Annotated in this window: 12 protein-coding genes and 1 tRNA gene; 9 read left to right on the top strand and 4 right to left on the bottom strand. The window is 64.5% G+C overall.

Annotated elements, in window-relative coordinates; genetic code table 11:
- Positions 1 to 13: 13 nt before the first annotated feature.
- The 5 genes from ACPXYO_RS00430 to ACPXYO_RS00410 all read left to right on the top strand — a co-directional run bounded on the left by ACPXYO_RS00430 (position 14) and on the right by ACPXYO_RS00410 (position 6,620).
- A complete protein-coding gene (locus ACPXYO_RS00430) occupies positions 14 to 1,000 on the top strand; it encodes a dipeptidase (RefSeq protein WP_423915775.1) in 987 nt (328 codons plus the stop codon).
- A gap of 68 nt (positions 1,001 to 1,068) precedes the next feature.
- Positions 1,069 to 2,676, top strand: coding sequence for a helix-turn-helix domain-containing protein (locus tag ACPXYO_RS00425; RefSeq protein ID WP_423915773.1), 1,608 nt, complete (start codon positions 1,069 to 1,071; stop codon positions 2,674 to 2,676).
- A gap of 104 nt (positions 2,677 to 2,780) precedes the next feature.
- Positions 2,781 to 3,947: a sugar ABC transporter substrate-binding protein gene (locus ACPXYO_RS00420; RefSeq protein WP_423915771.1), complete on the top strand. Its 1,167-nt coding sequence runs from the start codon at positions 2,781 to 2,783 to the stop codon at positions 3,945 to 3,947.
- 52 nt (positions 3,948 to 3,999) lie between these two features.
- Complete coding sequence (locus tag ACPXYO_RS00415; protein WP_423915769.1) at positions 4,000 to 5,682, top strand: sugar ABC transporter ATP-binding protein; 1,683 nt, start codon at positions 4,000 to 4,002, stop codon at positions 5,680 to 5,682.
- Positions 5,679 to 6,620 carry an ABC transporter permease gene (locus tag ACPXYO_RS00410; protein ID WP_423915768.1) on the top strand — a complete coding sequence of 314 codons (942 nt, stop codon included), beginning with the start codon at positions 5,679 to 5,681 and terminating at the stop codon, positions 6,618 to 6,620. The genes ACPXYO_RS00415 and ACPXYO_RS00410 overlap by 4 nt, the downstream gene beginning before the upstream one ends.
- Before the next feature lie 94 nt (positions 6,621 to 6,714).
- On the opposite strand, the gene purH is transcribed toward ACPXYO_RS00410, so the two are convergent.
- On the bottom strand, positions 6,715 to 8,274 hold the full coding sequence (purH, locus tag ACPXYO_RS00405; RefSeq protein ID WP_423915766.1) for a bifunctional phosphoribosylaminoimidazolecarboxamide formyltransferase/IMP cyclohydrolase: 1,560 nt from the start codon (positions 8,272 to 8,274) through the stop codon (positions 6,715 to 6,717).
- Between the two features lie 4 nt (positions 8,275 to 8,278).
- Positions 8,279 to 8,986, bottom strand: a complete 708-nt coding sequence (gene purN, locus ACPXYO_RS00400) for a phosphoribosylglycinamide formyltransferase (protein ID WP_423915765.1) — start codon at positions 8,984 to 8,986, stop codon at positions 8,279 to 8,281.
- An 83-nt stretch (positions 8,987 to 9,069) separates the two neighbouring features.
- Here purN and ACPXYO_RS00395 point away from each other — a divergent pair, with 83 nt between their 5' ends.
- Genes ACPXYO_RS00395 through ACPXYO_RS00385 form a run of 3 tightly spaced genes read left to right on the top strand, consistent with a single transcriptional unit; the run spans position 9,070 to position 12,733 of the window.
- Positions 9,070 to 12,063 carry a UPF0182 family protein gene (locus tag ACPXYO_RS00395; RefSeq protein WP_423915763.1) on the top strand — a complete coding sequence of 998 codons (2,994 nt, stop codon included), beginning with the start codon at positions 9,070 to 9,072 and terminating at the stop codon, positions 12,061 to 12,063.
- A 46-nt stretch (positions 12,064 to 12,109) separates the two neighbouring features.
- Complete coding sequence (locus tag ACPXYO_RS00390; protein ID WP_423915761.1) at positions 12,110 to 12,391, top strand: type II toxin-antitoxin system ParD family antitoxin; 282 nt, start codon at positions 12,110 to 12,112, stop codon at positions 12,389 to 12,391.
- A 12-nt stretch (positions 12,392 to 12,403) separates the two neighbouring features.
- Complete coding sequence (locus tag ACPXYO_RS00385) at positions 12,404 to 12,733, top strand: type II toxin-antitoxin system RelE/ParE family toxin (RefSeq protein ID WP_423915759.1); 330 nt, start codon at positions 12,404 to 12,406, stop codon at positions 12,731 to 12,733.
- Between the two features lie 38 nt (positions 12,734 to 12,771).
- Here the strand turns inward: ACPXYO_RS00385 and ACPXYO_RS00380 are convergent, their stop codons facing one another.
- Positions 12,772 to 13,059 carry a helix-turn-helix domain-containing protein gene (locus ACPXYO_RS00380; protein ID WP_423915757.1) on the bottom strand — a complete coding sequence of 96 codons (288 nt, stop codon included), beginning with the start codon at positions 13,057 to 13,059 and terminating at the stop codon, positions 12,772 to 12,774.
- Between the two features lie 114 nt (positions 13,060 to 13,173).
- Between ACPXYO_RS00380 and ACPXYO_RS00375 the strand changes: the two genes are divergently transcribed.
- Positions 13,174 to 13,250, top strand: a tRNA-Met gene (locus ACPXYO_RS00375).
- A gap of 213 nt (positions 13,251 to 13,463) precedes the next feature.
- On the opposite strand, the gene ACPXYO_RS00370 is transcribed toward ACPXYO_RS00375, so the two are convergent.
- Complete coding sequence (locus ACPXYO_RS00370; RefSeq protein WP_423915756.1) at positions 13,464 to 15,206, bottom strand: hypothetical protein; 1,743 nt, start codon at positions 15,204 to 15,206, stop codon at positions 13,464 to 13,466.
- Between the last annotated feature and the right edge of the window lie 46 nt (positions 15,207 to 15,252).

Here is a 15,252-nt window from a genome sequence, read left to right as displayed (position 1 = left end):
GCGTCGCTTGCCGATGGCTGACTCTCACAATGATCTGCTCTTGGCTTGCATGCACCGGCATGAGCGAGGTGTAGCCGATCCCTTCGGCGACGATTGGCTGCCGGGACTACGAGCGGGAGGCGTGGTGTTCCAAGTTCTTCCCATCTTCACCGAGGAACAATTTGTCGGCGAGGCGGCATTGCGGCGGACTCTCGAGATCATCGCTCTCGCTCGTGAGATCACCGAGATTCACAAGACAGATGTCGCCATCGTGGAGCACGGTGCTGACATCGACCGGGTCATCGACAGCGGCCGGATCGCCTTGCTTCTCGCGTTGGAGGGCGGTGAACCCGTCGGCTCTTCGATTTCCATGTTCGAGACGCTCTTTCGACTGGGAGTGCGTATGGCATCGCTGACGTGGAATCGACGAACCATGCTGGCCGACGGCACCGCAGAATCCGGTACGGGCGGCCGCCTCTCATCTCTTGGAGTTGAGGCTGTGACTGAGATGGACCGTCTGCAGATGGTGCTTGACGTCAGTCACTTGTCAGCAGCGGGATTGGAGCATCTTGCGGAGCTGACAGCAGGATCGTTCGTGGCAAGTCACTCGTCGTGTCGGGCGCTATGTGACCATCCCCGCAACCTCACCGACGCCCAGATCGAATTGGTGGCCGCCTCCGGAGGGTTCGTGGCGATCAATGCCTTCGGGCCGTTCGTATCGGAAACGGCACCCACCATCGACGGTTTCGTCGACCACATTGAGCATGCGGCAGGCGTCGCGGGCGACGGTCGTGTCGCTGTCGGCGCCGATTTCATCGATGATCTCGTCCGTACAGTCGATCCGATTCTCGGCCGACAGCTCTTGGTTGATCCCTCCGACCTCTCCCTGATCGAAGGCCTGAAGGCGCCAGCCGACTTCGCGAACCTGGCTCCCCGACTTGTCGAGCGGTTCGGAGTGCGTCGGGCAGCCCGCTTCGCCAGCGCCAACATGCTCGATTTCTTCCGCGCTGCCGTGCCATAGCGACGGTGCCGTGCCAACACTGCAGGACTGCATCGATTCCCGCAGAACTGCGTCAGTAGGTTTGGGACATGGGCAATGAGCGCACGATCACGGTGAGGCAATTGTTGGCCTCGCCCGTGCTCACCGAAGCCGAGCTCCTCGCGGGCGAAGCTGGGTTGAACGCCGCTGTTGCCGAGGTGGTGCTGTACATGCGGCTCAAGGCTGACTCCCCGCTGCTGCCGGGTGAAGTTGTCGTGCTTGACGCAGCTGGAATTGGCGAGCACTTCTACCAAATCGACATGGCCATCCGTACCGTCGCCGATGCAGGCGCGGCAAGCCTCGTCGTCACCAATTCCGGCTTCGAGCTAGGACTCGGAGTGCGCCGTCTCGCCAACCGGTTCGACGTGCCCTTGGTGGTGGTGCCTGAGGTCGACGCCATGACGCTCACTCACCGTTTGCGGACACAATTGTGGGCGTCTGATGTGGAGCATGCCTCCGCGGTGCATTCGCTCCTCGCCACGCTTAGTCGCACGCACGCAGCCAGTGTCGAACGAGTTCTCGACGCCATCGCGAGCCTCAGTGCCTCAAGGGTTTTCTTATTGGGCCAAGATCGCAGTCTGGTGGCCGGAGATGCTGTCGAGATCGGCGCTCGACGACTTGCATCGGACACAGCGCACTTGGTGGACAACTCAACCGAAGCGGCTCTTCACAGCACGCCGATCATCCTGACGTTGGGCGAACGCGATGAAGAGGCCGACTACTGGTTGATGGCTGAGTGCGCGGGGTCGCAGGGAGTGCAGCGACTGCTCCGCTCCCTGATGCTGATCGGCTCCTGGTATCTGGCTGCCCTGCTGTCGTCGGCTCGAGCACGAACCGAGAGCGACGCACGGCGCCGCATAGCGGTGCTCAACGAGCTGTTGGCGACCAGCGATCTCCATGAGCGTGACATCCGCAATCAGATGCTGGCACTGGGGTGGAGCGCCGCGGGATGGAATACGGGCCTTCACATCAAGCTTCGGGGAGCAAACACCTCGAGAATCATCGACCTGCACGCCGAGGTCCGCGAGCGGCTGCGCGAAGTGGGGATGGACGGCCCGCTGGTGGAGCGCAATGACGGATGGAGTGGCTGGATCACTGACGCATCGGAGCCGGCAGTGGAGACCTACTCGGTGATGGTGCAAGAACTTGGCGACGCACTGGAAGAGTTCGTGGATGCCCACTCAGGCTTGCAGGCTCACGCCGGTATTGGTCGTCCATACCTCGACCTGAGCGGGCTTCGTAGATCGCTGGCGGAAGCCCACGAGGCAGCGCTGATTGCCAATGCGCGGTTCGGTGGCCGCTCAGGTGCGGCCCACATCGACCAACTCGGCGTCCAGCGAGTGCTCATGGGATGGTTCGGCTCTGACGACTTCGCCCGCTATGCGCGGTTCATCCTTCAGCCGGTCCTCGACGTCGACAGCGACCACGAGCTAGCGCGAACCCTCGAGGTGTATCTCGATGCAAGCTGCTCCACGACTGAGGCGGCGCAGATGCTCGGGCTCCACCGCAACACCGTTGCCAACCGGATGCGCCGCATTGCGGGGCTGTTGGGCGTCGCCCTCGACGACGCCGAAACCCGGCTTTCGCTGCAATTGGCCTGCCGAATGCTGCGAATCAACCGTGAACCAAGCTCCGGTGTGCAGAACGCACTTCAATAGCCTTACAACTGTTCAAATCGCATCGATCTCCGTTCAGGGGTGCCTCTTATTGTTTGATCGACTCGACACAGGTCGAGCGACAAACCAGTAGGAGGTGACGCCTCATGGCGACAATCTCGCGAAGGCGACTCTCGTTCGTCTGGCTGGCTCTCGTCGCAGTCCTCGCTCTCGTCGCCGCCGCGTGCGGCGACAGTGACGATGGAGCCGCCGGCGGGGACCAGACGGAGTCCACAACTTCGGTCGACGACGGCGCCGAGGTCACACCGGAGTCAGAGCCGGAGACCGAAGCCGCAACAACAACAGAAACATCCACCCAGGACGACGAAGGTGCCGAAGACCAGCCGGAACCCGTCGAATCTGAAGAGCCTTTCCAAGTTGCCTACTTATCGGCCAGTTCAGCCAACACCTGGCTGCTGTCCTCGCGCCTCGAGATGGAGGCGGTGGCGGCGGCCAACAACGTGGAGATCACTGAGTTCGACGCCCAGTTCGATCCCGGTCTGCAAACAACGCAATTCCAGGATGTGATTGCTTCCGGCACGTACGACGGAGTCATCTTGGTGTCGGTCAATGGAATTGCCTCAGCTCCCGACATCGCCGCCGCTCATGACGCAGGCATGGAGGTAGTCATCCTGAACCAGGTCGTGGGCGAGGATTTCTCAACATCAGAACCTCAGGTGGCCGGTGTCAGTGCCAACGTGATGGCTGCTCCGTTTGTCAACGGCAGACGTCTCGGCGAGCTAACCGTGCTCGCCTGCGCGGATCGCGACCCTTGCGAGGTCGTGTACATCTACGGCATCAAGGGTTTACCAATTGACGACGCGGCTCGCGCTGGGCTCGATGAAGTCATCGCGGGGCATCCGTCCATCAAGGTCGTCGCTGAGGGTGAAGGCCAGTATCTGGGTCCCGAAGGCGGCATCAACGCCACGCAGGACATATTGCAAATAGCGCCTGACTTCGACGTGCTCGTCGGTGCTGACCAGTCGGTGCAGGGAGCGGAGATCGTTCTCGCCGAGGAGGACAAGCTGGATCATGTCCGGCTCGTCGGCTGGGGAGGGTCGACGCCAGCACTTGAGGGCATCGCTGCTGGACGGTGGTTCGGTGGAGTCTTCGGCGCCCCCGGCGACGAGGGCCGCATCGCCATGGAAGCCATGGTCTCGGCCCTGACCGGTGGACCCGATTTCAGTGGAGTGGACCCACTTGTTGATCTCCCGGACAATGGACTGGTGACGGCCGACAACGTGAGCCTGTTCACCGCGCAGTGGGACGGCTGAGCCAGCCCGCCGCCCCTTCCCCTCCCGGGGTTGAAGCGGGCATGGTTCAGAGATGACGTCCGCCGGAGCGCTTGTCAGCGTGCGCAACGTGAGCAAGCGCTTCGGCGCGACGGATGCCCTCAAGGACGTGACCGTGGAGTTCGAGGCTGGCCGCGTCCATGGGCTGGTCGGCGAGAATGGAGCCGGCAAGTCAACCCTGGCTGGTGTGGTACTCGGGATTCACACGCCCGACTCGGGCGAGCTAACTCTGGATGGTTCGCCGCTGCGCCTCGATAGCCCCGCGGAGGGCGTCGCTCAAGGCCTCGTCGGAGTTGCACAAGAGCTCTCGCTGCTGCCGTCGATGAGCGTCGTGGACAACGTCATGCTCGGAACCGAAGAACATGTCGGCCCTTTTGTCAGGCGCAGAGCGAACCGGAGCAGAGTCGAGGCGCTAATCGTCGAACACGGCTTGAGCGTGCCCGTCGACGCCCGAGTCGGATCACTGGCCGTCGCCGACCAGCAGAAAGTGGAGATTCTGCGTGCCTTGGGGCGACGGTCTCGTCTTGTGGTCCTCGACGAGCCAACAGCTCGGCTGGCCAGTCACGAGGCCCGCGAACTACGCCATACCGTGCGCGAGCTGGCAGCGCGTGGGGTGGCCGTGGTGTACGTATCGCACTTTCTCGACGAAGTGCTGTCCGTCTCCGACACCGTCACGGTCATGCGCGATGGGCGCGTTGTGCGCACCGGCCCCGCCGACACCGAGACGCACGAGTCGCTGGTGGAGGGCATGACTGGCCGACACATCGACGACGTATTTCCGGCCAAGCCACCCGCGCCATCCGACGATGCGCGGGTTGTGCTGCGAGTCGATGGCCTCTGTTCGGCCGGCGCAGAGTCAGCCGAATCGCTGCGCAGTGGGACCCAGAGCGCGTCCATCGGTGGTTCACCGGATGTTTCGAACAAGCATCGGTTCGCCCAAGTAGAGGGACGAAGTACTCCGAGTTCACGCAGCATCGACTTCTTTGACGTGTCGCTGAGCGTCCGATCGGGCGAGATCGTCGGGTTGGTTGGGCTCGTCGGCGCAGGAAGAAGCGAAGCGGCTCATGCGTTCTACGGTGCTTCGCCAACTGGATCGGGCTCAGTCACAATCGACGGACGACCGTTGGCGGGGACCGTCCAAGATGCACTGGCCAATGGCGTGCGCTTGATCCCGGAGTCACGCCGCCATCAGGGCCTGATCGCCCCGCGGTCCGTGGTCGACAACACCACGCTGCCGAATCTGCGCAGTTTCGTTGGACGCTTCGGCATCCGGAAGCGCCAAGAGGAACAGGCGGCGATCCATGCCTGCGACAAGGTGGACGTGCGTGCACCAAGCCTGATGACACCAGTTGCACACCTCTCCGGCGGCAACCAGCAAAAGGTGCTGTTTGCCCGGGCTGTGCTCGGTGAGCTCACGCTGCTGATTGCCGACGAACCCACGCGGGGCGTCGACGTCGGATCGAAGCGCTCCATCTACGAGACGGTCAATGACCTGGCGCGGAAGGGCTGCGCTGTGCTGCTCGTCTCATCCGAGCTTGATGAGGTGATCGGCACCTGTCACCGGGCGCTGGTGATGCGCAGCGGCCGGATTGTCGCCGAATTCGTCGGCGACGACATCGTCGAGGCCAACCTGCTGGCCGCCGCCTTCGGAACGGGCAACGACAACGGTTCCGGTGTCGACCACGGCGTCTGTCCAGGGGAGAAGGAGCGGCCGTGATCTCGCAAGCCCTTCCTGCAATTCGTCGCTACGGCATCGCCGCCGTCACCGTCGCACTCTTCTTTCTCTTGGCCGTGACTACCGACGGATTCTTGAGTCAGGCCAATTTCCGCAACATCCTCGACCAGCAATCTGCGCTGCTCATCGCAGCCTCGTTCGCGACGATCACCATGATTGCGGGTGGTTTCGACATCTCGGCTGCATCAGTATTCGTCGTGGCGCCGCTCTTCGCCCTGCAAGTGGAGAACGCCACCGGCAACGCGCCCTTGGCGGCTGCGGCGGGTGTGGTCGTGGGACTTGTCGTCGGAGTCGCTAATGGCCTAGTCGTAACTGCCCTGAAGGTGAACTCGTTCATCGCCACGCTCGCCACATCGTTCATGGTGTTCGGGATCGGCTTCTTGGTGAGTGATCGCAGCGTCCTGCGCGTCTCCACTGACGCCTATCCCGCCATCGCCCGAACCCGCTGGTTGGGCATTACTACCGGAGCTTGGATTGCGGCTGTCGTGGTGGCAACGGCGTGGTTGCTGTTGAGCCGCACACGCTTCGGCCGCCACGTGTATGCAACCGGCGGCAACGCCGAAGCAGCACGCCTCGCAGGGGTACCAGTCGCGCGCGTCACGACAATCTGTTTCGCTCTGGCTGGCGCTGCAGCCGGCTTGGCCGGGGTTGTGTCGTCGTCGAGGTCGTTGTCAGCGCTGCCGTCCGACGATTTCAGTTTCGTGTTCGGAGTGATTGCTGCGGTCGTTGTGGGCGGTACATCCATCGCGGGCGGCGAAGGCGCTGTCTGGCGCACAATCGCAGGGGCATTCTTCATTGCGCTGATGATCAATGGCTTCAACCTGCATCAAATCGATCCCATCTGGCAGCGGGTCATCCAAGGGGCGGTCATCCTCGGTGCGGTCTCGATCGACTCCTGGACCCAACGCCGCGAGCGCTAGCGCCCTTGTTTGCTCCGGCACTGGCCAGTGGTGGCTGTGCCTGATGGCTCCGGCACTCGCTAGTGCCGACTGTGTCTGATCGTTCCGGCGCTCGCTAGTGCCGGAACTGACGCTCGCCGGTGAAGAGCATGGCGAGGCCGAGTTGGTTGGCTCGGGCGATGACGTCGTCGTCCCGCAGGGCGCCGCCGGGCTGCACCACTACCGCCACGCCGGCTTCGGCGGCGGCTTCGACGCCGTCGGGGAACGGGTAGAAGGCGTCGCTGGCGCAGGCGCCGCCCGCGGCACGCCCGTCGGCCTTTGAGGCGGCGAGCTGGCCTGACTCCACCCGGTTCTGCTGGCCGGCACCGATGCCCCACGCCGTGCGGTCACGCGCCAGCACGATGGCGTTCGACGTGACATGCCCGCACACTCGCCAGGCGAAGCGGGCGTCGGCCAGCTCCTGCTCGGTCGGCCGGCGTTGGGTCACCACCTGCCAGTCCTCGGGCGCTGAGGCGAAGGCATGCGGCGACTGCGCCAACCAGCCGCCGTTGATCTGCCGCAGCGAGATGCCTGCGGCGTCAGGCCGAGGCCCCTCCAGCACGCGGGTGTTGCGTCGTTTCGCCGCGATGCGCTCGATCACACCGTCCTCGTACCCGGGCGCGATCACCAAGTCGGCCTGTGCCGCGGCTTCCAGGCGTTCGACCGTGTCCAGGTCGACCACCCGGTTGAACGCCACGATGCCTCCGAACGCCGAGCGGGCATCGCAGTCGTACGCCCGCTGGTAGGTGTCGGCAAGATCGTCGCCGGCGGCCGCACCGCACGGGTTGGCGTGCTTCACAATGACCACAGCCGGGCAGTCCTCGGCATCGCCCAGGTCGTGCACGATTCGCCAAGCCGCATCGGCGTCGAAGAAATTCAGATAGCTCAGCGCCAGCCCGCGGTGTTGGAAGGCGTGGTCCCACCAGGTCAGCTCGCCGACCGGGCGATACCGGGCCCCGAGGTGGTGCGGGTTCTCGCCGTAGCGGCACTCGTCGACCCGCTCCAGCGCCAGATGCACGGTGGGCGGCAGGGGAGCGCCCCCCGGATCGGCCGTCCCGGACTCCGCATCGTCGTCGGCCGGCTCGTCCAGCCAGCTGACAATCGCCGCGTCGTACGCAGCCGTATGTGCAAAGGCGCCCCGCGCCAGCCGCCGCCGGGTCGCGGGGCTCAACGCACCCAGCTCAGCCAGCTCGGCCAGCACCGGCTCGTAATCGGCCGGGTCAACCACCACACCGACACCACCGGCGTCGTCGCCGTGGTTCTTGGCGGCGGCCCGCACCATCGCCGGTCCGCCGATGTCGATCAGCTCCGGACCCGGATCGGACCGGAACGGGTACAGGTTGCACACCACCAGGTCGATGGCCGCAATGCCGTGCTCATCCAATGACGCCAGATGGGCAGGCTTCGACCGGTCCGCCAGGATTCCGCCGTGGATCCGCGGGTGCAGCGTCTTCACCCGACCGTCGAGCATCTCGGGGCTGCCGGTCACGTCTTCCACCGCCAGCACCGGCACACCCGCATCGGCCAGTGCCCCAGCGGTCCCGCCGCTCGACACAATCTCCCAGCCAAGCCCCGACAGCCGAGTCGCGAAGTCCACCACGCCGGTCTTGTCCCACACCGAGATCAACGCCCTCATCGGGTCAGTCCCTCCTGAATCCTGTAATGGCTGCCAGTCTGCCGCCAGCCAAACCTCCGACCAGTGCAGCGCCCTCATCGGTCTCGCAGCGCTCCAAGAACGCCGCAATCGTCGCCGGGTACAGCTCTCGCTCCACGGTCTTGATCCGCTCGTGCAGTGTGGTCTCATCGTCGCCTGCCAGCACTGGCACTGCACGCTGCGCCAGCACCGGGCCCGCATCCACCTCTGAAATCGCGACATGCACCGTGCAGCCCGACTCGGTGGCCCCCGCAGCCAGGGCGTCGCGCACCGCATACCAGCCCGGAAACGCCGGCAGCAGCGACGGGTGCGTGTTCAGCACCCGCCCCCGGTAACGCCCGCCGCCCCACTCGAAGAACGATCCATCCAGCACAGTGCCGAAGCCGGCCATCGCCACCACGTCCACATCTCGTCCGGCCAGCGCAGCCGCCAGCTCGCAGCTGTAACCGTCCCGGTCGAATCGCCGCCGGCCCGATCCACCCGACTCGCCGCCCGCACCAGCCCCGCCGGATCGCCCAGCCACCTCGACCATCCAATACTCACGCTCCACCAGCACCGTTTCGATCCCGGCATCGGTTGCAATCCTCAGCCCACGGCACGCCCGATCGGCCGCCACCAAGCCCACCGGCAGCCCGCAGCCCAGCATCGCTTCGAGGATCGAGCCGGTTCCCGAAACCAATGCCGCCAGGCGCACCCCGCCGAACCTACGCGCCTCGCCCGCCGACAGCGCGGTCCGCTGGCTGCGGCGCCCACGCGCCCCAGTAGCCTCGCTGCCGTATGCGTCCCCCCGAGGACATGCCGCCTCCCGCGTCCGAGCAGCCCCAGCAGCCTCGGCGGGTGCCGCGCCGTCGCAACATCAACCGTTTCCGCCTGATCATCGGCATCGTCATCGGCGCCGGGCTGATCCTGCTGCTGTCCATTCGCGGCCTGGCGGGCTTCTACACCGACTACCTGTGGTTCGACAGCTTGGGCTTCGCCTCGGTGTGGTGGAAAGTGCTGTGGGCCAAGATCGGCCTCGGCCTGCTGTTCACAGCGATCTTCTTCGTCCTGCTGTGGGTGAACCTGTTCATCGCCGAGCGCATGGCCGCCAAGTCGGCCCCTCCAGGCCCGCCCGAGGACATCGCCGCCCGCTGGCGCCAGATGAGCCGCCGGCGCCGCGGCCTCATCCGCATCGCCGTCGCACTGATCCTGGCCTTCATGGTCGGCTCGGGCGTCTCGGGCCAGTGGCAAGCGTGGCTGTTCTTCATCAACAGCACCGAATTCGGCCTCACTGACCCGCAGTTCGGCCGCGACGTCGGCTTCTACATCTTCCGCCTGCCGTTCTTCAACTTCCTGATCGGCTGGGCCTTCGCGGCCGTGCTGGTCACGTTCATCTTCACCACGATCTGGCACTACTTGAACGGGGCAATCCGGGTTCAGGCCCCCGCAGGCAGCCGGGTCATACCGCAAGTGAAGGCACACCTGTCGCTGCTGCTAGGTCTGCTGGCGCTCATCAAGGCCGTCGGGTACTACTTCGACAGATTCGAGCTGACGCTGTCGACGCGGGGCTTCGTGGACGGTGCCACCTACACAGACGTGAACGCGCAGCTGCCCGTCCTGCAGCTGCTCATGATCATCAGCATCTTCAGCTTCTTGCTGCTGATCGTGAACATCTGGCGGCGCGGCTTCACCTACCCGGTCATCGCGGTGGCGTTGTGGGTGGTCGTTGCCGGCTTGGCGGGAGCGGCGTATCCGGCCATCGTCCAGCGCTTCCAGGTGGAGCCCTCGGAGTCCACCCGGGAGGCCCTCTACATCGAGCGCAATATCGAGATGACCCGCATAGCACTCGGGCTCGACGACGTGACGCCGCGTGAGTTCAACTTCACACCGGAGCTGACCGCCACCGACATCGAGAACAACTTCGAAACGGTGCGCAACGTGCGGCTGCTGGACCCGGCCGTCATGCAGGACACGTTCCAGCAGACCCAGGGCATCAAGAGCTTCTACGACTTCCGCGACATCGACGTGGACCGGTACGAAATCGATGGCAAGGTCACCCAGATCGTGCTGGCGGCCCGTGAGCTGCGGCCCACCGAGCTGCCGACCGACACGTGGGAGACCGAGCACGTCGCCTACACCCACGGCTACGGCGTGGCGGCGGCGCCGGCCAATACGGTGGACTCCAACGGCCGGCCGGCGTACGCACTGGGCGACATCCCGAACGTGATTTCTCCGGGTGCTGAGGCCCTGGAGCTGGACGAGCCCGGGCTGTATGTGGGCGAGGACCTGCCGGGCTACGCCATCGTGGGCGCCCGGCGTGCCGAGGTCGACTTCCAGGACGATGACGACCGCACCAAGACGACTCGATATGACGGCTCCGACGGAGTGGGCATCGGCGGTTTCCTGCGGCGGCTGGCGTTTGCGATGCGCTTCGCCGAGCCGAACCTGCTGGTCTCGGGCGAGATCACCGGCGACAGCCGGATTCTCTACAACCGCGACATCTCCGACCGGGTGCGGCTGCTGGCCCCGTTCCTGTCCTACGACAACGACCCCTATCCGGTTGTCATCGACGGGAAGGTGAAGTGGGTGCTCGACGCCTACACGACCACGTCGCAGTTCCCGTATGCGCAGCGGACTAATTCGCGGGCGGCGACGCCGGGGAGCGATCTGCGTCAGCCGCTGAACTACGTGCGCAACTCCGTGAAGGCCGTGGTGGACGCCCACGACGGGACGGTCACGTTCTATGTTGTGGATGACGACGATCCGATCGTGCAGTCCTATATCAAGCAGTTCCCTGCGCTGTTTGCCGATGGCTCGCCGCCGGCCGAGCTGCGTGAGCACTTCCGGTACCCGGAGGACCTGTTCCGGGTGCAGACCGATGCGTGGGGCCGTTACCGCCTGGACAAGCCGTCGGAGTTCTACGACGCAGCCGGGGCATGGGCGGTTGCGCAGGACCCGGGCGATTCGATCGGGCAGACCACGGTCGAGACGGTGCGCGACGAGACGACCGGGCAGGTGATCGCGACGGTCGAGGCTCGGATTTCCCCGCAGTACTTGCTGTTCCGATTGCCGGGGGACGACTCTGCCTCGTTTGTGATCTTCCGGCCGTTCGTGCCGTTCTCCGAGGACGACTCTCGTAAGAACCTCGAAGGTTTCATGGTGGTCCACAACGATCCGGACCGTTATGGCCAGATCGAGGTGTTCGAGATCCGGTCTGATCAGCCGATCGACGGTCCGGCGCTGTTCAACTCGAACATCCAGACCGAGGAGGAGATCTCCGAGCGGCTGACGCTGCTGAATCAGAACGGCTCGGTGGTGCGGCCCGGCAACCTGCTGCTGATCCCGGTGGAGAACTCGCTGCTGTATGTGCGGCCGCTGTTCATTGCGGCGACCGGGCCGACGGCGGTGCCCGAGCTGCAGCTGGTGATTGCCGGCATCGGCTCGAACGTGGTGATCTCAGAGACCTTCGAGGGGGCACTCGAGAAGGCCATCGGCGGTGTTGACATCGACATCGGCAATGAGACGGTGAGCCTGACGGGTGCGGCGCCGGCCGTGACGCCTGATGATGCCCCCGACGAGCCGGCGGCAGCTGCGCCTGCCGACGACGAGCCAGAGCCGACGCTGGACACCGACACGGTGAGCAACCTGCTCGAGCGGGCCGCGACGGCCTTCAACCGGGCCGATGCGGCGCTGCGCGAAGGCGACTTGGCGGCCTACCAGACGGCCGTTGACGAAGCCGAGAGCCTGATCGCCAGGGCCGCCCGCATTCTCGAACAAGCCGCCACCGGCTAGGCCGCTCATTTGGCAGAGTTTGCCAACACCGCGGTATGATGCGTGTGTGGCAACGATGAACGTGTCGCTTCCGGTGGAACTCAAGGCGTTCGCCGACGGCCAGGTGAACTGCGGCCGGTATGGCTCGACGAGCGAGTACGTCCGCGAGCTGATCCGCCGCGACCAGGATCGGTCACGCTTGCGTGAGTTGCTGCTTGATGGTGCTGCAGGGCCAATCGTGGGACGGGCTGACGAGGAATACTTCGCCTCACTGCGAGATCGAGTTCGTGAGGCCGCCAACTCGAACTACCCGCCTGCCTCAGGACCAGTCGCCGACGCCACTGTGTAGACCTCGCCGACGATGGCAAAGGCGGTCGAACTCAACGCTGCCGCAGCGCGGGATATTGGGTTTGCTGTTGACTACTACGCAATCGAGGCTGGCGCGAGCGTGGCTCACCGCTTCATCTCGGAACTCGACCAAGCGTTCGACTACCTCAGCAGCCATCCGCTGTCCGGCTCAACGCGGTGGGCTCATGAGCTGGGGATTCCCGAACTCCGGAGTTGGTCGCTCCAGCGTTTCCCGTATGTCGTGTTCTACGTCGACAGACCATCTTTCTCCGACGTGTGGCGGGTCCTTCACGCCAGACGCGACCTTCCCGCCTCGCTCGCGCCGTCTGGCGGAGGCAGGTGAAGGTGAGCGATCTGGCAGAACCCTGTTGTACCGCAATCTCACCTCGGTCGGGCCACTATGCGAACGTCGGCGTAGAGAGCGTCAGCGATCCGCTGCAGGGTTCGTGCCGTGGGGCTCGTTGCACCGCGTTCGATCCGGCTGATGTCAGCTTGGTTCACACCGCAGCGCTCAGCCAACTGGGCCTGGGTCAGGCCATGTTTCTCGCGCAGTTCCACGACCTGTATGGCGATGTTGTACGCCTGCGCAAGCACCTCGCTGTGCGCTGCTGCGCCTGGCTCAACGCGCTCTCGGCGCGCAGCGACCACTTCGTCGTAGGCGCGTGTCATCGGACATCACCTCGCAACTGCTCAGTCTATGGCTAATTCACCATAGACAAAGCGCGCAGGAAGTTCATGGCCTTGCTGGTTTCGGGAGGCCGCTGGTAGTGTGGCTGCTCTCGCCGCGGGGTGGAGCAGTCTGGAAGCTCGTCGGGCTCATAACCCGAAGGTCGCAGGTTCAAATCCTGCCCCCGCCACCAACGGATGTTGGCCAATATCCGGTATGGACGTTGGCCAATATCGATGAAATCGGGCCTGTTGGGCCCGATTTTGCGCGTTTCGGCAGGTGTTAAGCCGCTCGTGCGGGCCGAGTGGATAGTTCGCGTGACGCGTGACGTGCGTTGTCGGTGTGGGGACGCGAAGAGGCGGACGGCTCAGCGGCCGTCTGCCTCGTTCATGGCGTGTGAGGTGATCTAACCGGGCCGCGTGCGGGGTTTGGCAGCGCTGGGATCGTCGGTGTCGTTCTCGGGCGGGGTTGATGGTTCGGGCGTGCCGGAATCTGTGGACGCGTGCGTCTTGGGGCGTGCTCGGTTGCCAGCGCGCCTGGCTCTCTTTGCTTCCTTGACGGCCTGCTTTCGCTTGCGGGTGGTGTTGAGGTTGTGGTGGACGATCCGAGCGAGGGCTGAGATCGCTCGGGCGGCGTCGTTGAGGGCTCGGCAGGTCTTGTTCGTGAACCCGTTCTTGTCCTTGATTACTGAGATTCCGTTCTCGGCTTGGTTGCGACGGCCATAGGACTCGACTTGTGGCGTGGTGCCGTGGTGGGGCTGTTGGAAGTCGTCCAGCTCTTCGGCGGTGACGGTGACGTACCGCTGGTAGAGGACATCTTCAGGGATGTCGGGGAACAGGGTGCTGATGTCGTCGGGTACGGGGTACAGGGCCTTGCCGGTCGTGCCGGTGAGCTGTGTGGGGTCGACGGCGAACCGGCCCCGGTGGACGGGGGATTCGAATTGTTTGTCGCCGTTAGGGAGGTGCTGGTTGACGGTGAGCGCGAATCGCTCTCGCTCGTTGTAGAACTCCTGGAGTTCTTGGTCGGTGAGTCCTTTAGCTGGGACTCGGAGATGCTTCGGCGTGCATATGTGCAGGATTGTGCCGCCGTGGACGAACGCGGGGTACTTGCTGGGGCCGAGCAGGGCAGGCTTCGCGGCCTCGAGCATGTTGTCTTTTTGGTCCATGGTGACGTGCTTGCCGCGTTTGTGCATCTCGTGGTTGAAGGCTTGACGCAGCTGGGAGATGCCCATGTCGACGATGATGTCTTCGATGTTGGGGCAAAGCCTGAGGGCTTTGTCGACGACATTGATGCTGAGTTCGGCCGGGTTGCTGCCTGCGGGTCTGATGTTCCATGAGACGATGTATGGCGGAATGGGTGGCCCGAACTTCGCTTTCTTGAGGCTTCGGGTCACTTGCCTGGACTTGGTCGCGACGGCGACCGTGACGTAGTTCCCGAAGAATGTCCCCTTTTCGTGGCCGCTGGCGCCGCTTCGGTAGCCCCAGCTGGCGCCTGGGGTGCTGCTGAGGATGACCCTTCCGTCGGGACGCCGTTGGCCGATGAGGCCGTTGGTCCGTTTGAACTGGCGCCTCTTCGCGCCTTTGCGGGGGCGGACGGGCCTGTTGAGCTCGGCGAGGTCGTCTTCGGTGGCGGCTTCTGCCTTGCTCCGTGACACTCTCGGATTGGCCGCTGATGGGAAGTCGGTTGGGTCGACGGCGATCGCTTCTGTCAACAATGCGATATCTGGGGGGAGCGACGCACGGGTTATCGAGTCAAGAAACCAGTCCAGGTCGCAGACGGTGCCGTCGGTCTCGTCCACCCAGCCTTCGCACAGGCCGTACTCGATCTTTCGGCTCTGCTTGCCGACGATGTTGTAGGTGAGAGGGTCCTGCAATTCCTTGGTCGTCTGTATTCCGATGTCGACGGCATCTTGTGGGTGCAGACCCGCGAAGAACCCGGTCAGCTTGGTCCGCAGGTTCGTGTTCCCTGTGCCGGCGACGTACATTTCGCCCGCCAGCCAAGCAGGTGGCTTCAGTTGCGATTCATTGCCTCCTTTTGGTCGGAATCGGCGCGCGAGGTACGGCTGGACTCCTGCCTCGGAGAGCACCTGCCTGAGTTCGGCGAGATGCTCTGAGTCCGCCATCTCCAACTTGGCGTCGCTGAAGAGCACGTCATGAGGCAGTTCGCGTTTGTCGAGGCGTCTGGCGACCTCCGCT

Origin of the sequence: Candidatus Poriferisodalis sp., from assembly GCF_965237655.1 — a bacterium.
GTDB lineage: Bacteria > Actinomycetota > Acidimicrobiia > Acidimicrobiales > Poriferisodalaceae > Poriferisodalis.
Note: the sequence above shows the minus strand (reverse complement) of the source record. Positions and strands in the feature narration are given on the sequence as shown.

Excerpts from the sequence above, each read along its gene's own strand:
- ACPXYO_RS00395 (WP_423915763.1), top strand. The coding sequence starts at position 9,070 with ATGCGTCCCCCCGAGGACATGCCGCCTCCCGCGTCCGAGCAGCCCCAG.
- ACPXYO_RS00420 (WP_423915771.1), top strand. The coding sequence starts at position 2,781 with ATGGCGACAATCTCGCGAAGGCGACTCTCGTTCGTCTGGCTGGCTCTC.
- ACPXYO_RS00425 (WP_423915773.1), top strand. The coding sequence starts at position 1,069 with ATGGGCAATGAGCGCACGATCACGGTGAGGCAATTGTTGGCCTCGCCC.
- ACPXYO_RS00430 (WP_423915775.1), top strand. The coding sequence starts at position 14 with ATGGCTGACTCTCACAATGATCTGCTCTTGGCTTGCATGCACCGGCAT.
- ACPXYO_RS00380 (WP_423915757.1), bottom strand. The coding sequence starts at position 13,059 with ATGACACGCGCCTACGACGAAGTGGTCGCTGCGCGCCGAGAGCGCGTT.
- ACPXYO_RS00415 (WP_423915769.1), top strand. The coding sequence starts at position 4,000 with ATGACGTCCGCCGGAGCGCTTGTCAGCGTGCGCAACGTGAGCAAGCGC.
- purH (WP_423915766.1), bottom strand. The coding sequence starts at position 8,274 with ATGAGGGCGTTGATCTCGGTGTGGGACAAGACCGGCGTGGTGGACTTC.
- ACPXYO_RS00385 (WP_423915759.1), top strand. The coding sequence starts at position 12,404 with ATGGCAAAGGCGGTCGAACTCAACGCTGCCGCAGCGCGGGATATTGGG.